At 52.2% G+C, this 22,433-nt stretch carries 27 protein-coding genes; 19 read left to right on the top strand and 8 right to left on the bottom strand.

The features are described from left to right. Positions 1-15: 15 nt before the first annotated feature. The 8 genes from OEV59_07760 to OEV59_07725 all read left to right on the top strand — a co-directional run bounded on the left by OEV59_07760 (position 16) and on the right by OEV59_07725 (position 6,066). On the top strand, positions 16-564 hold the full coding sequence (locus tag OEV59_07760; protein MDH4227623.1) for an arginine decarboxylase, pyruvoyl-dependent: 549 nt from the start codon (positions 16-18) through the stop codon (positions 562-564). 82 nt (positions 565-646) lie between these two features. After that, positions 647-1,657 (top strand): D-alanine--D-alanine ligase, encoded by a 1,011-nt coding sequence (locus OEV59_07755; protein ID MDH4227622.1) that lies wholly within the window; start codon positions 647-649, stop codon positions 1,655-1,657. Further along, positions 1,654-2,673, top strand: a complete 1,020-nt coding sequence (locus tag OEV59_07750; protein MDH4227621.1) for an ATP-grasp domain-containing protein — start codon at positions 1,654-1,656, stop codon at positions 2,671-2,673. The genes OEV59_07755 and OEV59_07750 overlap by 4 nt, the downstream gene beginning before the upstream one ends. 8 nt (positions 2,674-2,681) lie before the next feature. After that, on the top strand, positions 2,682-3,188 hold the full coding sequence (locus tag OEV59_07745; protein ID MDH4227620.1) for a GNAT family N-acetyltransferase: 507 nt from the start codon (positions 2,682-2,684) through the stop codon (positions 3,186-3,188). Further along, positions 3,145-3,816: a methyltransferase domain-containing protein gene (locus tag OEV59_07740; protein ID MDH4227619.1), complete on the top strand. Its 672-nt coding sequence runs from the start codon at positions 3,145-3,147 to the stop codon at positions 3,814-3,816. Before OEV59_07745 ends, OEV59_07740 begins: the two co-directional genes overlap by 44 nt. 21 nt (positions 3,817-3,837) lie before the next feature. Continuing rightward, a complete protein-coding gene (gene rimI / locus OEV59_07735; protein ID MDH4227618.1) occupies positions 3,838-4,347 on the top strand; it encodes a ribosomal protein S18-alanine N-acetyltransferase in 510 nt (169 codons plus the stop codon). A 10-nt stretch (positions 4,348-4,357) separates the two neighbouring features. Next, positions 4,358-5,152: a dihydroorotate dehydrogenase electron transfer subunit gene (locus OEV59_07730; GenBank protein ID MDH4227617.1), complete on the top strand. Its 795-nt coding sequence runs from the start codon at positions 4,358-4,360 to the stop codon at positions 5,150-5,152. After that, positions 5,149-6,066: a dihydroorotate dehydrogenase gene (locus tag OEV59_07725; GenBank protein ID MDH4227616.1), complete on the top strand. Its 918-nt coding sequence runs from the start codon at positions 5,149-5,151 to the stop codon at positions 6,064-6,066. The genes OEV59_07730 and OEV59_07725 overlap by 4 nt, the downstream gene beginning before the upstream one ends. Positions 6,067-6,073: 7 nt before the next feature. Here the strand turns inward: OEV59_07725 and OEV59_07720 are convergent, their stop codons facing one another. Beyond that, positions 6,074-6,817, bottom strand: coding sequence for a hypothetical protein (locus tag OEV59_07720; GenBank protein MDH4227615.1), 744 nt, complete (start codon positions 6,815-6,817; stop codon positions 6,074-6,076). Between the two features lie 143 nt (positions 6,818-6,960). On the opposite strand from OEV59_07720, the gene OEV59_07715 reads away from it, so the two are divergent. The 3 genes from OEV59_07715 (at position 6,961) to OEV59_07705 (ending at position 9,248) form a co-directional block, all read left to right on the top strand. After that, positions 6,961-7,428: an ankyrin repeat domain-containing protein gene (locus tag OEV59_07715; protein ID MDH4227614.1), complete on the top strand. Its 468-nt coding sequence runs from the start codon at positions 6,961-6,963 to the stop codon at positions 7,426-7,428. 313 nt (positions 7,429-7,741) lie between these two features. Then, a complete protein-coding gene (locus tag OEV59_07710; GenBank protein MDH4227613.1) occupies positions 7,742-8,716 on the top strand; it encodes a hypothetical protein in 975 nt (324 codons plus the stop codon). Positions 8,717-8,747: 31 nt separating this feature from the next. Next, a complete protein-coding gene (locus OEV59_07705) occupies positions 8,748-9,248 on the top strand; it encodes a hypothetical protein (GenBank protein MDH4227612.1) in 501 nt (166 codons plus the stop codon). A gap of 31 nt (positions 9,249-9,279) precedes the next feature. Here OEV59_07705 and apbC read toward each other — a convergent pair whose 3' ends face one another. From apbC to OEV59_07670, 7 genes are all read right to left on the bottom strand, one after another. Then, positions 9,280-10,344 (bottom strand): iron-sulfur cluster carrier protein ApbC, encoded by a 1,065-nt coding sequence (apbC, locus tag OEV59_07700; GenBank protein ID MDH4227611.1) that lies wholly within the window; start codon positions 10,342-10,344, stop codon positions 9,280-9,282. An 80-nt stretch (positions 10,345-10,424) separates the two neighbouring features. Next, positions 10,425-10,607 carry a DUF542 domain-containing protein gene (locus tag OEV59_07695; protein ID MDH4227610.1) on the bottom strand — a complete coding sequence of 61 codons (183 nt, stop codon included), beginning with the start codon at positions 10,605-10,607 and terminating at the stop codon, positions 10,425-10,427. Position 10,608: 1 nt separating this feature from the next. Further along, positions 10,609-10,821 carry a DUF1858 domain-containing protein gene (locus OEV59_07690; protein ID MDH4227609.1) on the bottom strand — a complete coding sequence of 71 codons (213 nt, stop codon included), beginning with the start codon at positions 10,819-10,821 and terminating at the stop codon, positions 10,609-10,611. Between the two features lie 41 nt (positions 10,822-10,862). Beyond that, positions 10,863-11,273, bottom strand: coding sequence for a hypothetical protein (locus OEV59_07685; GenBank protein ID MDH4227608.1), 411 nt, complete (start codon positions 11,271-11,273; stop codon positions 10,863-10,865). Positions 11,274-11,287: 14 nt separating this feature from the next. Beyond that, a complete protein-coding gene (locus OEV59_07680) occupies positions 11,288-11,695 on the bottom strand; it encodes a cbb3-type cytochrome c oxidase subunit I (protein MDH4227607.1) in 408 nt (135 codons plus the stop codon). Positions 11,696-11,719: 24 nt separating this feature from the next. Beyond that, entirely contained in the window at positions 11,720-11,890 is a 171-nt protein-coding gene (locus OEV59_07675; GenBank protein MDH4227606.1) for a 4Fe-4S binding protein, read from the bottom strand. An 87-nt stretch (positions 11,891-11,977) separates the two neighbouring features. Next, positions 11,978-12,202 (bottom strand): NifU family protein, encoded by a 225-nt coding sequence (locus OEV59_07670; protein MDH4227605.1) that lies wholly within the window; start codon positions 12,200-12,202, stop codon positions 11,978-11,980. 353 nt (positions 12,203-12,555) lie between these two features. On the opposite strand from OEV59_07670, the gene OEV59_07665 reads away from it, so the two are divergent. The 8 genes from OEV59_07665 to OEV59_07630 form a co-directional block, all read left to right on the top strand. Then, the gene (locus OEV59_07665; protein MDH4227604.1) at positions 12,556-12,870 is read left to right on the top strand and encodes a cytochrome c; all 315 of its coding nucleotides are present in this window, start codon (positions 12,556-12,558) and stop codon (positions 12,868-12,870) included. 289 nt (positions 12,871-13,159) lie between these two features. Continuing rightward, positions 13,160-17,359, top strand: a complete 4,200-nt coding sequence (locus OEV59_07660; protein ID MDH4227603.1) for an acyl-CoA dehydratase activase — start codon at positions 13,160-13,162, stop codon at positions 17,357-17,359. Next, entirely contained in the window at positions 17,360-18,532 is a 1,173-nt protein-coding gene (locus tag OEV59_07655; GenBank protein ID MDH4227602.1) for a DNA recombination protein RmuC, read from the top strand. Between the two features lie 43 nt (positions 18,533-18,575). Next, entirely contained in the window at positions 18,576-20,315 is a 1,740-nt protein-coding gene (locus tag OEV59_07650; GenBank protein ID MDH4227601.1) for a hypothetical protein, read from the top strand. A 110-nt stretch (positions 20,316-20,425) separates the two neighbouring features. Then, positions 20,426-20,875: a hypothetical protein gene (locus OEV59_07645; protein MDH4227600.1), complete on the top strand. Its 450-nt coding sequence runs from the start codon at positions 20,426-20,428 to the stop codon at positions 20,873-20,875. 402 nt (positions 20,876-21,277) lie between these two features. Then, entirely contained in the window at positions 21,278-21,859 is a 582-nt protein-coding gene (locus tag OEV59_07640) for an ankyrin repeat domain-containing protein (GenBank protein ID MDH4227599.1), read from the top strand. A gap of 54 nt (positions 21,860-21,913) precedes the next feature. After that, positions 21,914-22,111 carry a hypothetical protein gene (locus tag OEV59_07635; GenBank protein ID MDH4227598.1) on the top strand — a complete coding sequence of 66 codons (198 nt, stop codon included), beginning with the start codon at positions 21,914-21,916 and terminating at the stop codon, positions 22,109-22,111. A 138-nt stretch (positions 22,112-22,249) separates the two neighbouring features. After that, positions 22,250-22,433: aspartate-semialdehyde dehydrogenase (locus OEV59_07630; GenBank protein ID MDH4227597.1), on the top strand; the 184-nt coding region annotated here is incomplete at its 3' end.

Raw genomic sequence — 22,433 nt, 5'->3', positions numbered from 1 at the left:
GAAGGAGTAACTGCCATGCCCTACGTTCCAAAGAAGATGTTCTTTACCAAAGGTGTCGGCGTCCACAAGGAGGAGCTGCATTCATTCGAGCTCGCGCTAAGGGATGCGGGCATAGAGAAATGCAACCTCGTCCAGGTATCCAGCATATTCCCCCCCAATTGCAAGCGTCTTCCGAAGAGCCAGGGAATAAAGCATCTTTCTCCAGGGCAGGTGACGTTTTGCGTGCTTAGCCGCCTTACCAATAACGAGCCGAGAAGACTCATGGCCGCTTCCGTCGGGGTCGCCATACCGACCGATAGAAAGCTCTACGGTTATTTGAGCGAGCACCATGCCTACGGACAGACCGACAGCATAGCAGGCGATTACGCCGAAGACCTCGCGGCCGCGATGCTTGCCTCCACTCTCGGCATCGAGCTCGATGAGAACCTTGGCTGGGACGAGAAAAAGGAAATATATAAGATAAGCGACAAGATAGTCCACACGACCAACATAACGCAGTCCGCGATAGTTAAGAGCGACGGCACGTATACAACGGTGCTGGCGGCGGCGGTGCTGCTTTTCTAGAAGTCTCTGGGAATCTGTTGCCGGAGGCCGCGCCGTGCGGCCGGGCCTCCGGCCTTTGTTTTGGCTCATACCATCTTTTCCGATGAAACTCGCGCTTACCTATAACGTCAGGAAGGGCAACGAAGACAAGGCAAATCTTCCTGAGGACCATTACGCCGAATGGGACGACATGTCTACCATCGAAAGCGTAAGGGACGGGCTTCTTAAAAAGCACGACACCGTCGGGCTAATCGAGGCCGATAAAGACGCTTACGAAAAATTTAGGGCCTTTTCTCCCGAACTCGTCTTCAACATGGCCGAAGGGCTCTCGGGCGAGAGTAGAGAGAGCCAGATACCGGCAATACTCGAGATGCTTGGCATTGCGTACACCGGCTCCGGCCCTCTTACGCTTGGGTTATGTCTTAACAAGGCGCGGGCAAAAGAGGCGCTTACTGCCGCAGGCGTGCCGAACGCGCGCTACTTTATAGCCTCCTCCAAGTCAGATATCCCGGCTTCCTTGAATTTTCCGTTGATAGCAAAGCCTCTGTACGAAGGCTCGAGCAAAGGCGTCAAGAACGACTGTCTTGTAAAGGACAAATCAGCGCTCGAGGCAAAGATAGCCGAGATAACTGCCCTTTACCGCCAGGCTGCGATAGTGGAGGAGTTTTTACCTGGTAGAGAGTTCACGGTTGCTCTTATGGGCAACGGCGATACGTTAAAGGTGCTGCCAATCGTTGAGATAGACTACTCGACACTTCCGGCAGGCGCAAACCCCATTTATTCGTACGAGGCCAAGTGGATATATGATACCCCCGAGGCTCCGCTAAAGATTTTCGAATGCCCGGCAAAGCTCGACGCCGGGACGCAAAGGATGATAGAGGATACGGCAAAGAGGGCCTTCAACTCCCTTGACGTCAAGGACTGGTGCAGGATAGACATGCGCCTCGATGTAAACGGCATTGCCAATGTCATAGAGCTTAACCCTCTTCCCGGAATCCTTCCGAACCCTGAGCAGAACTCGTGCTTTCCAAAGGCCGCGAGGGCCTCCGGCATGGACTTCTCGGCGCTTGTTTGCGGTGTCGTAGACGCCGCAAGGAAGAGGTACGGCATATGAGCGGAAAAAAGGTGCTCGTAACCTTCAACGACGACGGCTCCGATAAGATGACCGTCGGTGGAAAAGAGGTCGAGTTCGGGAGCATCGATGAGAGTGTTAGGGATATCGCCGCTTCGTTAAACGAGAAGGGGCATGATGCAAGGGTCGTTCCTTTAAGACGCGATGTCTTCGATGTGTTTGTAAGGGAGATAACGTCGTTTGGCCAGGATATAATCTTTAACGTATGCGAGGCTGCCTTCGGCATAAGCAGCTATGAGATGAACATCGCAGCGCTCTACGAGCTCTACGACCTTAAGTACACCGGGAACGCGCCGTTTACCCTTGCCGTTGCCCTTAACAAAGGGATTGCCAAGGATATACTAAGAAGCAGGAACGTGCCGACTGCCGCTTATTATATCGCTGCAAGCGAAGGCGAGGCCGTGCCTTTGCATATGAAATTTCCGATGATAGTGAAGCCTTTAAGGGAGGACGCCAGCATTGGCATAGATGTTACCTCGGTTGTTAAAAACGAAGCGGAGCTAAGGGCAAGGATAGCGCATGTCATAAAGGAGCATCACCAGGCAGCGCTTATAGAGGAATATATCGAGGGCAGGGAGTTTAACGTCTCTGTCATGGGTCCCGGCGATAACGCAAGGGTGCTGCCGCCTTCCGAGATAGATTATACCGGGTACCCTGCAGGGCTGCCAAAGATTATTTCTTATGAAGCCAAATGGATAGAAACAAGCCCCCTTTATATACGGACCGCGCCGGTTTGTCCGGCCAATGTGGACGCTGAGTTGAAAGGCAAGCTCGAGACCGTGGCGCTTGCGGCCTTTAAGGCGCTCATGTGCCGCGACTATGCGAGGGTGGACATGAGGCTTGGCACCGACGGCCTTTTAAGAGTGCTCGAAGTAAACCCCAACCCGGATATATCCAGGGATGCCGGGTTTGCCAGGGCCGCAAGGGCCCAGGGCTGGGATTATCCGGCTCTGGTAGACAATATCGTCAAGACCGCGCTGTCGCGCTACGGGGCATAGAGGCAGCCATGAACGCCGAGAGCGCCGCAGGGTGCCGTATCAGGGCCGCTGGTAAATCCGACAGAAGCGCCATAGCCTGCATAATAGACGGCTGCGCCAATCTTAACAGGGAAGAAAAGGATTGTGCGCTCGAACTTTTTGATATATATTTGAATGATAAGGCTCAACGCGATTATTTCTACATGGTCGCGGAAATCGGCGCTAAGGCCGTTGGTTTTATCTGTTACGGCCCGGCATCGCTTGCCGATAGGGTAGCCGACATATACTGGGTGCTTGTCAGTCCGGATGCGAGGCGCACAGGGGCCGCGAGGCGGCTTGTGGAGGTGGTCGAGGAAAAGCTTGTAAGCGACGGCTGCCGGATGATGGTTGCCGAGACTTCCGGAACAGATGCTTACACTGCCGCAAGGAAGTTTTACGAGGCCTGCGGGTTCGAAGAAGCTGCAAGACTAAAGGATTTTTTCAGGGATAACGATGACAAGGTCTTCTTCGTTAAAGACATCCGACGTAAGGCATAACCGTCCGGTAATGGAGACGGAGTCCGTAAAGAAGATCTACGCGGCTTACTCCAAGATCTACGACGCGCTCTTTAAGCGCCTTTTCTACCCGCGCATACGCCATGCCATATCAGGAATGCATATAAAGGAAGGCGAGCGCATACTTGACTTGGGCGTTGGCACGGGGCTTTCGCTGCCGCTTTATCCGGCGTTCTCAGAGGTGGTCGGCATAGACCTTTCCTCCGAGATGCTGCGTGTTGCCGGGAAGAAGGTCAAGGAACTCGGGCTCTCGCATATAACGCTTCTCGAGATGGACGCGATGAGGCTAAGCTTCGAGGATAACAGCTTCGATAACGTGTTTATCTCCCATGTCGTAAGTGTTGTCCCCGACCCCGCAGCGATGATGAGCGAGGTCCGCCGCGTGTGCAAAAAGGGCGGCAAGGTCGTTATCGTGAACCACTTTAAGAGCCGTAACCCGATGGTCGCGGGGCTGCAAAAGATTATAAGGCCGATATGTAAGCGCATCGGCTGGAGGTCGGATCTTTGCATGGATGAGTTCCTCACCAAGGCAGGGTTGAAGGTGGATAGCATATCTACGCTGAAAAAGGTGGACCCATGGCACATTATCATGGCTACCAATATGAAGTGACGCCGGTACCGGTAATTTGCGGTGACTGCCACGAGAAGGCATATTGATACGGCGCTAAAGATACTGCCCATGGACGCGGCCGACATTGACGAGGTTGTCCGTATAGAGGCGTATTCGTTTGCGAGGCCGTGGTCAAGAGCGCTTTTCCTTAAGGAACTAAAGAACCCCCTTTCGTATTCGTTTGTCGTAAAGTGCACGCCCGAGGGCGGGGTTGAAAAGGTCTGCGCCTACGCAGTGATATGGATAGTCGCCGACGAGGCCCATATACTCGACTTCGCGGTGGAAAAGGACGAGCGAAGAAGGGGGCTGGCCAGACGGCTGCTTGGTTTTATACTCGGTTTCATGGAGGAGCGCTTTGCGGCAGTTGTGAGGCTCGAGGTCAGAAGATCCAACGGCGCGGCAATAGCGCTTTACGAAAGCTTCGGGTTCGAGAAAGAGTACGAGAGAAAACTTTACTACGGCGACGAGGACGCGATAGTGATGAAAAAAGAGCTTGAACCCGCGTTCTCGCTAAGGCCGGACGACGAATAAGAGAGAAGAAATGCCGAAATCGGTAGTTGAGAAAAATACGCAGGTCTCCGGCGATTTCCGCCTTATAAGGCTTCGCATGGAAGGCGCGAAAAAGCTGAATATAAAGCCCGGGCAGTTCGTGATGCTCCGTGTCTCAGAAGGGCTTGATCCGCTTCTAAGGCGGCCGTTTAGCGTTTACGACTCTGAGGGTGGCAGTGTCGTCGAGCTTCTATACAAGGTTGTCGGCAAGGGCACTGCCATAATGCGGGACATGGTGAAGGGCGATGGTGTAGATGTCATGGGGCCCCTTGGCAAACCTTTTCCAGCTGTAAAAGACCCTTCGAAGCTTGTTATGGTGGCAGGTGGAATAGGGGCTGCGCCGTTCTATCTCTTAACCAAGGAGATAGCTAAGAAGCGCGGTACCCCGCTCTTTCTTTTTGGCGCGAGGACAAAGGCAGATGCAAAGATTGCGTCGCTCTTCAAGGGCCTTAATGCAAAGACATTTATTTCAACGGAGGACGGAAGCGTTGGAGCCAAAGGCCGCGTAACCGCGCTCCTTGAAAAAAAACTTTCCGAAGGCTCTGTCATCTACGCCTGTGGCCCGATGGGCATGTTAAAGGCGGTTTCAGCCGTTGCAAAAGAGCGTGGCGTTAAGTGCCTTGTCTCTTTAGAGGCAGGGATGTGCTGCGGTATAGGCGTGTGCCTCGGGTGCGCTGTCAAGACCATAAAGCACGAGAAGAGCCCTGATAACGCGTTATATAAGATGGTCTGTTCCGACGGCCCGGTGTTCGATGCAAATGACATAGATTGGGGGTCGTTTAGATGAGCAAACTTGACCTCTCGGTAAAGCTCGGCGCTCTTACTCTTTCTAATCCCGTGACAACGGCTTCCGGCACCTTTGGCTACGGCCTTGAGTTCGCGCCGTATGTGAACCTTTCGAAGCTTGGCGGTATCTTTACAAAAGGTCTTTCGCTAAGGCCAAGGGAGGGTAACCCCGCGCCCCGCACGATAGAAACGCCTTCCGGCATGCTAAACGCCATCGGGCTTCAAAACGTCGGCGTGGATGTGTTCATAAGGGAAAAACTTCCCAAGCTCAGGAAATACAAGACCGCTATTTTTGCCAACATATTCGGCGAAACCGTTGACGAGTACGCTGAGCTTGCCGGCCGCTTGGACGGCGTTTCAGGTGTGGCAGGGCTTGAGATAAATATATCGTGCCCGAATGTTAAAAAGGGCGGCATAGGGTTTGGCACAGACCAGAATGAGGCAGCCTCCGTTGTGCGGGCCGTGAGAAGCAAAACAAAGCTTCACGTTATGACCAAGCTATCGCCAAACGTGACGGATATAAAGGCAATGGTCAGGGCGGTCGAGGACGCTGGCACGGACTCGATATCGCTCATAAACACAATAACCGGCATGGTCATAGACGTTGATAAAAGAAGGCCCGTGCTCGCAAATAAAGTAGGCGGGCTCTCCGGGCCTGCTATTCGCCCGGTTGCGGTTAGGATGGTCTATGAGGCAGCATCCGCTACGAAGCTTCCGATAGTCGGCATAGGCGGCATAGTCACGGGGCGCGATGCCCTTGAGTTCATTATGGCAGGGGCCTCGTGCGTGCAGGTAGGCACCGCTAACTTCGTTACACCTGACGCGGCAGAGAAGGTGCTAGGCGAGATTAAGGAGTTTATGCGCTTAAAGAATATCGGGCGCTTATCCGATATAATAGGCGCGGCAAGGCAGTAGGGCGCGCCTATTTGACCTGTTTGCTTTTTTCTTCTTCGAGTTCCATTCTCGAGAATTTTCTGCTGCTTTGCGGCACGAGCTTTTTCCCGATTTTTCTGCTGATAATCCTTAGGTAGTACCCGCTGTCCTTTTCAGCCACCCATTCCTGAGTTTCCTCAAAGAGCGTAATAGGGCGCCGCCCCCGAACTTCGCTCACAACCTTTTGGTAGGCGTATGGGTCAGTGCCGATATGCCATGTCTCGGTTATGCGCCTAAGCTTTCTGTCAACGCTGTAATTTGTGAGTTCGAAGTTCTCGTCGCGCACGAACTTGCCTTTACGCGGCTTGAATATCCAGAATATGACTGTGTTATTTTCCGGCGTGCCAAACGACGAAGCGTAATAGAGGTCGTTATACCCGTCGAAGTTTATGTCGTAAGTTCCAAATATCTCATCTGCCTTTGTTTCCGGGGATACGGCCCTCATATCGAGGCTTACTTCGTGGTAGCTCTGCACGGGCTTCGATGCGCCGGCCCTGTATATATCGAGAGAATCAGGGGCAAGGATTGGGCGGGTGGCAGGGCCCTCGCTCCTGAATTTAACGACAACCGTGTACCTTGGCAGTTTCTTCGTAACCGTGAAGGTGAAGGTCTTGGACGGCGTGTCCTCTGCCTTAAGCGGCTCTGGCGCCACGGCTATTATGCATGCAGAGAATAGCGCTGTGGCAGTTAAAAGCAAAAGCGATTTGATTTTTAATGGTGCGCGCGATGTCATGGGTGTTTTGTCCTCTAATTGTAAGGGCAGCGCGGCCCGGTTGTCAAGTATATGCGGTTTTTATTAAGTTTGGCCTTGTAATAGCGGCGTAATATGGTAAAATCAATGGAGATTTCCTGTGCCCAAAAGGAGGGATTGCTTCCATGGCCAAAAGTATTTTAGCCGCATTCGCCATTATAGCTGTTTTTTCGCTGATGCCGGTTTCCGTTTCAGGCGCAGCCGACGATAAGCACGTACACAAGCTTGTCGAGGCAGCCAAGGCCGGGGATATCGGCGAGGTGAAGGCTCTTGTCGAGGGCGGCATAAACATAGACGAGACCGACAGTTACGGTGATACGCCGCTTATGTGGGCCGCGGGCGAGGGTAATCTCGATATAGTCAAGTACCTTGCGGAAAAGGGCGCGGATGTAAATAAAAAGGACATCCAGGGTTGGACGCCCCTTATGAGCGCTGCGGGGAGCGGAAGTGTCGAGGTCGTGAAGTTCCTTCTGGACAAGGGCGCTGATCCCAATATCAAAGATAAGTTCGGCAACACTGCCCTTGATGCGGCTGTTATGAGGGAGCACGGGGCTGTTGCAGATGAGCTTAAAAAAGTGACAAAGACAGAGTAGAAAGTGTCCGGTGCTATACATACGATAAAAGCGCGCCGCCTTTTGGCGGCCTTTTATTTTTGAGGAAGAGGCTGTCCGGCCATAGAAATAATACTGCATGCGCTTTTTTGAAGTCGCGGATTTTCTTTGCCCAAGTCCTTCTGTAGTGTTATGCTAAGCGCGTACGCGGGACGCGTATGGCCGGCGCTCGTCATGTCGGGTTTCCTCGCCACGCAGTGTCTCGAAGCCGGTTATATTAAAACATCCGGGTAGGTTGGATTATTTAATGGAATTTTTTCCTGCGATAAGCGCGCTGTATCATGCAAGGCCAGATATGAGTCGCGTTCGCGACAGCGTGCGCGTGCTGGCCGTTGAGCACTTCATGAGCGCCATATGGGTGGCTGTCTTCGGGCTCGTGGTTGCAGATCTCTTTCCGTCCTACATGAAAGGGGGCTCGCATCTCGGGTATTGGTATATTTACGGTTATGTCGCTGTTGCGAGCATGGTCGGCTGCTTCTGTTTGCTGGCCGGCAGGAGCGCTTCGAAGGGGACCTCCTTTGGCAAACGCATGGCCGAGATAGCGGTTGTGTTGTTTGTCATCGAGATATGCGCCGATTGCATAGTGTTTGCCTATTTCGGCTATGCCGGGCTGCTCGGAAAGTTCGGCACAATGCTCGCATCGTTTCCTGTTTTCTGGGTCATTTTGTCTGTTTTTCTCACGGCATTTCTCGTGTCCAATTACCTGTGGCTTGCCTACATAGATAGGGCCAGGCTCGGAGTTGCAAATGCCAATGCCCAGGCTTCCGGCACTGTCAGGTACCATGAAAGCACGTTCCCGTACAATCCGAAGCTCACCTCCGATATGCTGCTTGTTGGCGCCCTTGTGGCAGGCCTCCTTTTTGCATGGTTTATGGATGCCGGGGTCATAGGTGTTGCATTTGCAGCAGGCCCTCTGTTGCTCTGCTTTTTCGTCCTTCAGTTGGTGTTCAACCATAGGCCCTCATCATTTGAAAAAGGCAGGGAGCTTGTAAGGGCTTGGAACACCGGCGGCAAGATATTCCTTTTTGGCGAGGCATGGCCGTTTTTCAGGGTGCTTCTATATAAGGACGGCCTCGAGGTGAGGGCCATTTTTCAGCGCTATTTTATCCCTTACGATATGTTAGAGAAACCGCTTACAAGGCCCTATAGTTCATCGAGACGGCTCTGGCTTGTTACAGATATTCCCGGCGTGCCCCAGGATATACGGCTATACGGCTCGAATATCGGAGAGATAAGGCAAATGCTCCTGACGCTTCGCGGCAGGGGGTGAGTGGGTTTGGGTGGCTTCCAGGGAGTAGTGTATGACCAGGGGCATTGTGTTGAAGTTTATCTGGGTTATAGGCGTGTCGGTGTTGCTGTTGGTTGCGGTAGGCATCGGTCTGGTGGCTTATCAGGTCAAGAAAACGCAGTGGAGAACCGAAGACTTGAAGGCTTCGATAAAGACAGGCGACAGGCTTGACGAGGTGGTGTCGTCGGCAGTCTTTCTTGAGAAGGCCATGCCAACGGGATTGTCAGGCATATGGGTTTACAGTGACGCCAAGTCCGAGGCCAGGTGCATGAGCATGCTTAAAAAGGGCGGTGATGCCGTAAGCGTGTATGACGGGGGCACAAAAAGCAGGACGGATTTTCAGCTTGCCGAGTTGCATGGTAACACTGAAAGGTATCGCAAGTGGCTGGGCGGGTGTTCTTCGGCGATGTTTACCGTAATGGGAGGTTTGATACCGTACAGGGGTATTTTAAAGGTGCATTACGATAAAAATTTTATCGTAACAGGTGTTGAGGAACCGTATTTTACGGATTAGCCCCGGCTGTAGAGGCCGGCTAATCCGTTGCTTAAGCTTCCTGCAGATCCACGACACTTATCTTTGCGGCCACCTTGCAAGCTATTGCGTCGAATGCCTTTGCCTCGGCAGAGTCAGGGTGCGCTATCGTTACGGGCTTTCCGGAGTCACCGCCTTCGCGGATTTTCAAGTCTATGGGAAGGTTTCCCAGGAAGTCCACCTCGTATCTCGAACTTGTCTTCTCTCCGCCGCCGTGGCTAAATATTTCGGTAGTCTTGCCGCAGTGCGGGCAGCAAAAGCTCGACATGTTCTCCACTATGCCAAGGATTGGCACGTTCACCTGCTGAAACATCTTGATTGCGCGCCTTGCGTCTATAAGTGCCACGTCCTGCGGCGTTGTTACGATGACCGCTCCGGTTAGCGGTATGGTCTGGACAAGTGTTAGTTGCGCGTCCCCGGTGCCTGGCGGCAAATCGATTACGAGGTAGTCGAGCGAGCCCCATTCAACGCCTCTTAAAAACTGCTGCACGAGCTGCATCACAAGAGGGCCTCTCCATATAAGAGGGGTTTCTTCATCAAGCATGAAACCGACGCTCATGAGTTTAAGCCCTTCCTTTATGACCGGGATGAGCTGCTTATTCTCGTTGGTGGTTAGGTCCTCGTGTATGCCCATCATCATCGGGATGCTCGGGCCGTAGAGGTCGATGTCGAGGAGCCCGACCTTTGCCCCAGTCTTCGCAAGCGAGAGAGCGAGGTTTACCGACACAGTGGACTTACCAACGCCTCCCTTGCCGCTTGCGACCGCGATGGTGTTTTTAACGCCATCGATTGCTTCCTTACCCGGAAGTTTCTTTGCCTCGGGCACGTTGGCAGTGACGTTGATTTTCACTTCTTTTACGCCTGCTATTTTTTCTACCGCCTCTCTGGCCGAGCTTTCGAGCTCCTTTTTAAGAGGACAGGCATGTGTGGTGAGGACAAGGCTAAAGGAGACCGATGCGCCGTCTATCTTTACGTCGCGTATCATGTTCATGGTGACGAGGTCTTTATTCAATTCCGGGTCCATGACCCTGGAGAGGGCCTCGAGTACTGCGCCCTGTGTGATTTTTGTGTCAGCCACGATAAGCCTCCTGCCTGTTTTTTGGAGTACTTGGCCAACGCCGGGCTATGCCGGCGTTAAACGCAATCGGTAAGTGTTGGTTATTTTGCCGCGTCTTCGAGCGCTTGCATTAGGGCGCCAAGGTCCGCGCCGTCGCGCTTGGCGGCGGCCTCAATGGAGACCGCCCCGCCGCAGCATGAGTCTATGTTGAAACGCGTAAACACGCCTATGGTCTTCGGGTGGTCCCTGATGACGTCGTTTACGGTCTGGTCCTTTGTTATCATCTTAGCCCGCGTTTGCAACTTCGTTTAGTTCTTTTACTATCTCGTCTGCGTCCTTGCCGTGCATGGTGGAGCCGAAGGCTATGTCCTCGGTCTTCGCGCCCGGGCAGGTGAAGCAGCCCATGCCGAAATGCTTTTTGAATACTTCCTCGGTCTTCGGGTACTTTGCGAGCACCTCGCCGATGCTCATCTGCTTTGTGATTTTCTGTTCGGACATGGCGATACCTCCTGGTTAGTTATGCTTTTTCAGCGGCCAGCCTATTTTCTGAATATAGAATGGCACTTGACGCATCCGTCAAGCAGCCTCTTTGCCGAATCTCTTATCTTTATTTCGTTCTTTGCCTTTGCCGCATCAAGAAGGGACTCTATTTCGAGGTGGAAACTTTCGTCCAGTTCCTTGAAGAGCTTTATCTTCGATGTGTTCTTCGGGAGCTTTATTTCGCCGTTTTCAAGAGCCTTCTCGGTTGCCGCCTTTGCCGCATGCACCTCGTGGAACGGTTCTTCTATGGATGCTGCGTCGTTTAACACGACGGCGTTGACGAGGTTTTTGTATGCCGCGTCCAAGAGCTGCATTTCTTTTTTGAGGGCCGCGTTGTCAGCCGCTTCCACGCTGCCAAAGGAGAATATCGAAGTGGCTAGTATTGCCGTGAAAAAAGTTTTCTTTATCATGACGATTTAGCTCCTTATTTCTTCACCGGCGCAGGTGCCGGCTTGATTGTAAGGAACATATTCACGACGAACATTGCTACCGACACGCCTTCTAGTATGGAAAAGACGTGAAGTACGACGAAGCTGCCGCCCTTTGCAAGTATTACCCAGCCCGCCACCATGCCGAGGATGCCGATGTTCGATAGCCAGAGCTGCGCAGCAGAGAGCCTGTCGCTCCAGAGAGGAGCGCCGCTAAAACGCGGCAGTATGTGGTAACCGACGCCGTATATCATCATCGTCATCCATCCAAGAAGGTTAAGGTGCGTGTGGATTTGCATAAGCGGGTACACGGGGCCGCTAATCGTCATTACTATGCCGATTACCATTGCGGCTGCGAAGTAAAGCATTGCGAAGCGTATGAACCAGATGGTTACTTTGCTCATTTCTTGTCTAATCTCCTTTGCTTTTTATATGTCCACCTTGCACGCGTCTGCCGGGCAGACAGCGGCGCAGGCGCCGCACTCGGTGCAGAGTTTCGGGTCTATGATATACGGGCTGCCTTCGCTTATCGCGCCCTCGGGGCACTCGGGAAGGCATGCGCCGCATGTAGTGCAGTCGCCGGTTATCTTATACGACATTCGAGTCTTGTTTTCTGCTTGTCCGTATTTATGCTTTAAGGGCGGCTTTACGCCGCCCTTAAAGCGAAACGCTTCAAACGGCCTTTATCAGACCGAAAGAACCTCTTTTATGGACGGCACTTTTTCCTTTATGGCCCTCTCAACACCCATGGCAAGCGTTACCTGCGCGCTCGGGCATCCGGAGCAAGCGCCCTGGAGCCTTACGCGTACAATACCTTTTTCCTCGTCAACGTCAACGAGCTCGATATCTCCGCCGTCTGCCTGGAGCGCCGGCCTTATGTTGTTAAGGGCTTCTTCTATCTGGTCCTTTATCATGACACTCTTTCCTCCTTAGAGATTTTATCCTTATAGTATAACAAAGTATAGCACCCTTGCAATCTTAAAACTATGATATTGGTCATGTTTGGGATTTCGGTGGTTTTTCGGCTTTGGATGAGTGTTTCCTCTGTATACTGTATTTTTTCGGCAGGGTGTTTGGCAGGCACGAGGCATGTTGTCTGGCACATTCAGGAGGTTTTTTATCCCCTTGTTTTTGTGTGGTTTTTTTGTTTGCACAGAGTTATGGCAACAAAGTTCTTGACATATAAGGCCGTTAGCATGTAGAATTTGAAATGTAGCAGGCAGTACCAATAATTTATCTCAAAAAAAGGAGGAAGAAAAATAATATGCGTAAGATAATGCTTTTGGCTGCTTTCGCGATGGTATTCGCGTTCGCAGGACAGGCAATGGCGGACGGAGCAGGCACCTATGCTGCAAAATGCAAGATGTGCCACGGTGCCGCAGGCGAGGGCGGTGCGATGGCCCCGGCTCTTAAGGGCACTGCTTTTGTAAAGGGCGATGCAGCAGCAGTAAAGGCAGTAATAAAGAACGGTCGCGCAGGCGCTGACAAGAAGTTTGCAAACTTCTCCATGGCAATGCCGAAGTTCGATCTTAACGACGCTGACCTCGACGCACTCACGACCTATATCAAGGGTCTATAATCAAGGTATCAGGCAGTTTACAAAGGCCCGGGGGCAACCCCGGGCCTTTGTTTTTTGTTTTATATACGTTTGTCCGGTGTCGGGAATTTTAAAAATAGTGCCACGAATTGTCGGTCTTTTTAAGTGTTGCAGTTGACAATCAGGAAAAAATCAATAATAATATATATTCAAACTATGGGGCCCTTTGTCGCTCCTTCCCGCACGAACATCCCCGGGAGGGATTATTATAAAAAAATCGAAATAGCGTAAATAGAGTTTTTTCATATAAAACCATCAGCGGAGGTTTATTTTGAAGCCACAGCATCCCGTATACGTCGGAATCGACGTTGGTTCGGTAAGCGCCAATACGGTCGTTTTGGACGAGCACAGAAATATTTTAGAGAACCACTATACGCGCACCCAGGGCGAGCCGCTCGAGACCGCCCTTGATGTGCTCGAAACAATAATACGCCACTACGGCATGGACAGGATAAAGCTCGTTGCAGCTACCGGCACCGGAGGCAAGCTCATTGCCCCGTTTCTTGGCGCGGTATTCACCAACGAGGTCATTGCCCAGGCAAAGGCTACCGAACACTATCACCCGGAAGTGAAGACCGTCATCGAGATGGGCGGACAGGACGCAAAGCTCATCCTTCTTGAAGAGGATGGCGAGAGGGTAAGGATAGAGGACTTCCAGATGAACTCGGTTTGCGCCGCAGGCACAGGTAGCTTCCTTGACCAGCAGGCCATACGCTTAAACCTCACCATAGAGGAATTCGGCCACCTTGCGCTAAAGAGCAAGAACCCGCCGCGTGTTGCGGGGCGTTGCAGCGTGTTTGCAAAGAGCGACATGATACATCTTCAGCAGAAGGCAACGCCGGACTACGATATAGTAGCTGGCCTCTGCTACGCAGTTGCCAGAAACTTCAAGGCTACAATCGGCAAGGGCAAGGACTTCAAGCGCCCCGTGGCGTTCCAGGGCGGCGTTGCCGCAAACCCGGGCGTTAGAAAGGCCTTTAAGGACGTCCTTGAGTTGGATGACGCCGATTATATCGTTCCCGAGCATTTTTCCTCCATGGGCGCGCTCGGAGCCGTGTTCAACGCAATCGAGAAGAACAAGGGCATAGGGGAGTTCAAGGGCGTAGACGGGCTAAAGCAGTACATGAAGAGCGGCAGAAAGCAGGACCGCTCCCTTGACCAGCTCTACACACCGGCGCATCATCCTTCTCTCCATGTGTCCTCTACCGGGTACCGGCTCGATGCAACCAAGAAAGTGGATGCGTATCTTGGCATAGACGTCGGCTCTACGAGCACGAACGTCATTCTTATAGACAAAGAGATGCGACTTATTACCAAGCGCTATTTGAAGACAGCTGGCCGTCCGCTCGAGGCCGTGAGGCAGGGCCTAAACGAGGTGGGCGACGAATGCGGACACGCTGTAAACGTCATAGGCGTTGGCACAACGGGCTCCGGGCGCTACCTTACAGGCGACATCGTCGGCGCAGATATCATCCGTAACGAGATAACGGCCCAGGCCATTGCAGCCGCTGCCATAGACCCGGATGTGGATACCATATTCGAGATAGGCGGACAGGATTCGAAGTACATAGCTCTTAAGGACGGCGTTGTCGTTGACTTCGAGATGAATAAGGTCTGCGCCGCAGGAACGGGAAGCTTCCTCGAAGAACAGGCCGAGAGGCTTGGCATCAGCATAAAGGGCGAGTTCAGCTCCCTTGCCATAGCCAACACCACGCCTCCGCCGATGGGAGACAGGTGCACGGTCTTTATAGAGACCGACATGGTGCACTACCAGCAAAAAGGTGTAGAGAAGGGCGGCCTGGTAGCGGGGCTTGCGTATTCAATCGTTCATAACTACCTTAACAGGGTTGTAGGTGATAGGCGTATAGGCGACAAGATATTTTTCCAGGGCGGCACTGCGGCGAACTTGGCCGTTGTCTCGGCCTTCGAGAAGGTCACGGGTAAGAAGATAAACGTGCCCGAGCACCACGACGTCACCGGCGCCATAGGGGTAGCAATCCTTGCGCTTCGCGAAATTCCGGCAAACGCGAAGACCAAGTTCAAGGGCTTTGACTCGGGCAGGAAGAGCTACAAGCTCGAGAGCTTCGAGTGCCGCGACTGCGCCAATATCTGCGAGGTAAGAAAGGTCATGATGGAGGGCGAGGATCCCCTTTATTACGGCGGCAGGTGCGAAAAGTACGACGTGCAGAGAAAGGAGCAGGGAAAGAACAAGCTCCCGGACCTGTTCAAGGAAAGAGAGAAGTTCCTCTTCTCGGCATATAAGGGGAAGACCCTTCCCGAGAGCGCCCCTGTTATCGGAGTGCCGCGCATCCTCATGATGTATGAGTTCTACCCGTTCTGGAAGGCGTTCTTTAACGAGCTTGGCTACAGGATGCGTCTTTCTTCTCCGACCAACAAGGACATCATAAAGGAAGGTGTCGAGCGCGTTGTCACGGAGACGTGTTTTCCGGTAAAGGTCTCTCACGGGCACGTGCACGAGCTTATAAGTAAGGGCGTAAAAAAGATATTCCTTCCAAGTGTCGTCAACATGGCCCCGGCAAAGCCCGGGCAGACGCACACCGTGCTTTGCCCCTACGTCCAGAGCATGCCGTATCTCTCCAAGGCCGCATTCGACTTTGCGAAGGACGGCGTTTCCGTGCTCATGCCGGTCATTCACTTTAACCAGAGCATGCAAAACCTGCGTAAAGAGTTCCACGTGATGTGCGATGAGCTTGGCAGGTCGCGCTCGGAGATGGACTCGGCCCTTGACGCCGCATTTGCCGCGCAGTCCGAGTTCAGGCGCATGATGGTTGAACGCGGTAAAGAGGCCATAGCTTCTCTTAATCCGACCGACACGGCACTCGTAATAGTCGGTAGGACATATAATACCGTTGACCCCGGAATAAACCTGGAGCTGCCGCAGCGCCTTGCCGACCTGGGCACGCTCGCTATCCCGTTTGACATGCTCCCTGTTGACGAGGCAGTTGACGACGTGCTTGCCGAGGACATGTACTGGAAGAGCGGGCAGAGGATTCTTGCGGTAGCGAAGCTTCTAAGGGAAGACCCAAGGCTCTTCTCCGTATATATAACGAACTTCGGCTGCGGCCCGGATTCGTTCATAACGCATTTTTATAAAGACGCCGGCGGCGGTAAGCCGTTTTTGCAGCTCGAGATAGACGAGCACTCAGCTGACGCGGGCGCTATCACAAGGTGCGAGGCATATCTCGACAGCCTTAGGAACGTAAAAAACAGAGTTGGCAAGGTCGAGGACAAGGCCGATGCCGTAAAGAGAACCGGTATCAGCAAAAGGCTCTACATCCCGAACATGTCGGACGGCGCGCACGGGCTTGCGGCGGCATTCAGGGCCTGCGGCATAGACGCAATCGTCATGCCCATGCCGGATGAGGAGTCCTTGAAGCTTGGACGCCGCTATACCTCCGGAAGAGAATGCTACCCCGCAATCCTTACAACCGGAGACATGGTGAAGTTCGTCACAGCCAAGGGCTTTGAGCCGGACAAGACCGCGTTCTTCATGCCGTCAGGGAACGGCCCGTGCCGTTTCGGGCAGTATAACCGCTATCAGCGAATGATACTCGATGAGCTCGGGTACCAGGATGTGCCGATATTCGCGCCCGATCAGGATGAAAAGTTCTATAAGGAACTCGGCGTTGTTGCAAGCGATTTCCCCAAGCTTGGCTGGTGGGGTATCGTTGCCATAGACATACTCGAGAAGAAGCTCAGGGAAGTCCGTCCATACGAGAAAAATAAGGGCGAGACCGATAAGGTTTACTGGGAACAACTCAACAAGGTATGCAAGGCAATAGAGGCAAAGAGGCTGCCGGTAGAGGAGCTCAAGGCCGCAAAGGACGCATTCAACGCCATAGCGGTGACAGACGATGTAGGTAAGAGGCCGCTTGTCGGAGTTGTCGGAGAGATATACGTAAGGTGCAACCGCTTTAGTAACGAGAACCTCATAACCACGCTCGAGGGCATGGGCGCCGAGGTCATGCTGCCGCCGGTTGCAGAGTGGATATATTACGAGAACTTCGTTTCCAAGAGAAAGAACTGGAACTTAAAGAGCTACTCTAACTACTTTAAGACCATCTTTAACGATTACTTCCAGCACAGGTTCGAGGATAAGCTCCTCGGAGCTTTTAACGGAGATTTAAGGCACGGCCATGAGCCGAGGACAGGCGAGATACTCGAGCTTGCCTCGCCGTATGTGCACGACTCGTTCGAGGGTGAAACAACACTTAGTGTCGGCAAGGTCATGGACTATATCCGTAACGGCGCAAGCGGTATTGTGAACGTCATGCCCTTTACCTGCATGCCCGGAACGGTAGTGAACGGGTTACTCAAGAAGGTCAAGGAAGATAACAACAACATCCCGTACCTGAACATGGTTTACGAGGGCATAGAGGACACGAACGCCAAGACAAGGCTTGAGGCATTCGTGCACCAGGCTCGCGAGTTTAGGGAAAGAAGGGCTTAGATGGAAAATGCCGTAATCGTTCTTCTTATCCTGATGTTCGCGGCCGTCATCGCTGTTTTGGTGGCGGTGCTGAGGAAAAAGGACGACACGACAGCGGCAGAGTCGCTAAAGGCAGTTGAATCGCTAAAGGCAGAGAACGAGTCGCTAAGAAAAGAGCTTAGCGACTCGTTTTTTAAGCAGACCACACTCGTCAACGACCAGCTCTCGCGCATTACCGCGCAGGTAAACGACCAACTCTCCAAGGTAACAACGCAGATACAATCTTCCACAGGGCAGATAAACGACAGGATGGACAACGCAGCCAGGGTTGTTGGCGAAGTGAAGCAATCGCTTGGCGCGCTTGGTAAGGCCACGGAACAGGTCTTCGAGGTGGGTAAAGACATCGCGAGCCTGCAGGAAATTCTCCGGGCGCCGAAGCTAAGGGGAGAGCTTGGGGAGTTCTTCCTCGGAGACCTTCTCTCTCAGATACTTCCAAAGGAGAACTTCGCTCTGCAGCATACCTTTCGCACCGGCGCGCGCGTTGACGCGATAGTCAAGATGAGCAGCGGCATTGTGTCCGTTGACTCTAAGTTCCCGCTCGAAAATTTCAAGAAGATGGTCGAGGCCGAGAACGATAAGGACAAACAGGCCGCGCGAAAAGTATTTGTAAAGGACGTAAAAAAGCGCATCGACGAGATTGCGCTAAACTACATCCTCCCGGATGAGGGCACCTTTAACTTCGCCCTCATGTACGTGCCTGCCGAGAATGTCTACTACGAGACGATTATAAAGGAAGAGGCAAGCGGCGAGGGCTCGATTGCGCAGTACGCCTTTGGTAAGCGCGTCATTCCCGTATCCCCAAACAGTTTCTACGCGTATCTGCAGACCATACTTTTTGGCCTCAGAGGGCTCGAGGTCGGCAAACGGGCGCAGGCAATACTGCAGCACATCGAATCCCTAAAGAACGACTTTGCCAAGTTCGCCGACGACTTCGAGATAGTCGGTAAGCACATATCGAATGCCAGAGGCAAGCACGAAGAGGCGCAAAAGCGGCTCGAGCGCATGAACGACAAGCTTATCTCCTCGGTTGCCTCGGCAGGGGAGATGCCCATTTCGGGAACGGATGAGAAGACCGATGTCGCCGAGGCATCCAAGCCTGCCGCGCCTTCGTCGCACCAGAAAAGACTTCTTTAAAATCGAATTTACCGTTGCACGACAAAACGGAGGTGTTCTCATCATGACGAGAAAAACGATGATTTGGAATATCCTGGCCGCTACGGTCGTGTTTTGCCTGTGTTTTGCCGGATATGTCCTGGCCGACACTACTTTTAGCGGAGGGTCGGACGGAATCGCCGTCAGGATGTGGAAGGAAATGCGCGGGGATAAGGTTTGCATGATTAACGGCGTTCGTAATCTGGCGAGCGCAAAGGGTTTGTCCTGTTATTTTAAGAAATTTATTCCTGACATGGAAAATTTTGCCGGTATGCCGATGTTCGTGCCAAAGCCGAACCCGGATGGGATGAAACTTGCCCCGGAAGACGACTTTCGCCATTATAATAAGGATTTTGTCGTTTGGCTTAGAAAGAACTTCGTTCCGGCGGCAAAGAACCCAGTCTTCAGGCGGGCGACACAGTTCAATTATGATGTGAATCTTAGGGAGGATGTGCGCAAGTATTACGAGTCCCATGAATGGCTTGTCTCCAACCCGGATTATAAGCTTCTGCTTGCCGATTTAAAGGGACAGAATAAGCCGCTTGTGGCGCACAAACGGTTGTCCAGTCTTTTGGATTGGAGGCCTGAGGGCAAGTTTTGGGTAAGGCGCACCATAGACGGCACCGAGGCCGAGCTTTTTAAAGGGGTTTTGCTGCTCCTCGAGACCTATGACACCTCTTATCTTGAAGTGAGCAGGAAAAGCAGGGCCTTTTATGCCAAGTATCCTGAGTACCTGGATATAGATGAAAATAGGCATTTGTTTTCCGGCAAGATAGACGGTAAGTACGATATACGTATGAAACTTGGAATTAACGGTAGCGATCTCACCGGTGTTTATTATTATACCAGCGTTGGCAAGGAAATACCCGTGCGCGGCACTGTGGATAGGGAAGGCCTTGTGCGCATCAAGGAGTTCGGCAAACCCGGCGGTAAGTACTCCGGGACATTTGAAGGGATATGGGACGGACGCATAATGAAGGGGCTCTGGTCCGATGGCAAGAATAAGCAGTTCGAATTTTCTTTCGAGCATTATCGTCCATGGAGAGGTTCTTATGCAGAAGAGCCTTCATCGGAGCTTAAGTTCGATATGTGGTATAGAAAGTGGCGTAAGGAAGGGGATATGCAGGAAGGTGAGAGTTACATCGCAGGCATAACGCTCAAGGGCGGGGATAAGGTCGAGATAGGCAGGCAGTATTATGACGAGAAAGGCCCTGAGGGCGACAATATGTATTACGGAGTGATGGATTCTAAAGCTTATTTGTTGCACGGCAACCCCGATATTATTTTTGTTACCTGGAACAGCATAAGTGGCGGGAACGGCAGCCACACGGTGTATGGGCATAAGGTGTTTGTAAAGGGCAGTCCTGATATGATACTTTTTTGGCGGTGCAGCGCAAGCGGGCATGCCGGGTGGAGTGATATATGGAACGATGGCTACTATGTCACCTATGAAGACGGTATGCTCAAGGTTGTCTATTCCGACTTTACTCTTAATGGCACGTTCATTGAAGAAGATGGTGCCTTGAAAGGTAGGCGTATGACCGAGACGCACAGGAGAGTGTATCTCACCTATAAGATTGTGGATTCCAAGGCGCTTGAGCTCGTGAAGGCCTTTAGCATAAGTGAGAGCAGAAATTACATACAGTATGATGATTACGACGCGCCTTGGGTAAACGAGCCTGAGCGTTTTGATTTTGAGGCCGCCGAGCTTCCGCTTGAAAAGGCGCGCCGCGAATATATTGCCGTAACGCCCTGTGACCTTTAGTGGGGCGCAGAGTGCCGCCTTGCGGCCTGCTATTTGATAAATATGGACTATGTTTTGCCCGTATGTTACGCTTAACCGTCCCACACTTTACTACAGGAGGAACAACAAAGATGAGAGTATCCATGTTTTTTGCGGTCATAGCAGCGTTTGTGTTTGCGGTAACCGGAGTTTCTGTTGCAGGGGAAAAGGCGGCGGAGACAAAGCCTGCGGCTGCCAAACCGGCGGCCACTTCGGATAAGGCAGCGGCAAAGCCTTCGAAAAAGGGCATTACGGTAGAAGAGGCCTATGCCAACAAGGCAAAGCTAAATAAGACTACTGTTACGGTAACGGGCAAGGTTGCGAAGATAAGCCGCGGCATAATGGGCAAGACGTGGGTGCACGTGCAGGACGGCACCGGCAAGCCGGGTACGAACGACCTGACCGCCACGACCGACGGCGCAGAGAATGTGAATACAGGCGACACTGTAACAGTGACAGGCACGCTTGCGGCTGATAAGGACTTTGGCGGCGGGTATTTTTATGCCGTTATCATCGAGGACGCGAAGGTAACGAAGAAGTAGATTTGATGAAACCCGCGATTTGGCCGTGATGCTTCGTTGCGCGTGAATTTTCGATCCTCGACGTATCTGACGTGATACGCCTGCGGTCGAAAATCCCCGCGCGCCTCGCCTAACTGCCAACTTGCGGGTTTATGTTTAGGTAAAACTTTCCTGGCGGCCTATATAGGTATGAAAATATCCCCGCGCGCCTCGCCCAACGGCCAATCCTGAATCAAGTTCAGGACAGGCCCGCGGGTTTATGTTTAGGTAAAACTTTCCTGGCGGCTTGTGTGGTGGTTGTGGAATCTGTCATTGCGAGCCCGCAGGCCGAAGCAATCTCGTCTCTCTTGTCTATCATTCCCGCCCCGTATCAAGTACGGGACAGACTTGCGGTTTTTTTACTGTGTTACGGAGGAACCCGTTATGAAAAAACACTTCATTGGTATAATGCTTGCTGCTGTCGTTGTTCTTGCCCTGACGGCACGGGAGTCATTTGCCGGCGAGATTCATGACGCTGCCAGGGCTGGAGACAAGGCAAAGGTCGAGGCGCTTTTAAAGGCTGGTGCGGATGTGAATGCAAAGGATGAGAACAGCCGTATGCCGTTGCATTATGCTGCCGCAGGGGGGCATAAAGAAGTTGCCGGATTATTATTAAGTAAGGGCGCTGATGTAAACGGCAGGGGAATTTTTGGCGAAACCCCGGTGCATGCTGCTGCTAAAGAGGGGCATAAAGACGTTGTTGAATTGCTGATAAGTAGAGGTGCAGATGTAAATGCTGTTATGCTGTTCGGCAGAACACCGCTGCATGTTGCTGCTAATGAGGGGCGTAAAAATATTGTCAAATTACTGATAGTAAATGGTGCGGATGTGAATGCAAAAAACAAGTACGGCGAAACACCATTGGACATCGCTAAAAGAAGAAAAAATAACGGCGACATGGTTAACTTTCTAAAAGACGCCATGTCGGGCAAGGTTAAGCCTGTCTCTTCCGGGCCGGTAAAATAAGGCAGCAGGCGGCTTGTTGGGCCCGTAAGCTCAGTGTCGGCCTGTTTTACCTGTATGAAGAAAATCATTAAAACAGCTGCCGTGGTTCTGTTGTTTTGTGTCATCGCCGCTATCTGGATGACAGAACCCATGCTTCATTTCGTTTATATCCAGGGGTATGATTTTTTTCCCTGGCAGACACTGGTGTGGGGGCTGTTGGTAGCTGCTCCGTTATGCTATGTTATGTACGAAGCGTTGCGTGATTGGAAGTGATGTGGTGGCTGCCGTTTCCCGTATCCTGCTATTTATAATAAAAATCAGTTGAAAACCTACCTCTTCTAAGTGTATCCTATTATATTGTAACGGTTTTTTCCGGCAACATATACTAATTCACAGGGAGAGGCAACATCAGTGGGAAAGAAGAAAACATATAACGTGGCAGTCGTTGGCGCTACCGGCGTTGTTGGCCAGGAAATGCTCTCGATTCTTGCCGAGAGAAAGTTCCCGGTGGGAGAGCTAAGGCTCCTTGCATCCGAAAGAAGCGCCGGAGAAAGGCTCGAGTTCCAAGGCAAGAGCTATACGGTAAAAGAACTCG

The sequence above is a fragment of the Deltaproteobacteria bacterium genome (assembly GCA_029858205.1).
GTDB lineage: Bacteria > Desulfobacterota > GWC2-55-46 > GWC2-55-46 > DRQE01 > JAOUFM01.
The sequence above is the reverse complement of the archived record's forward strand: the minus strand, read 5'-3'. Positions and strand labels throughout refer to the sequence as shown.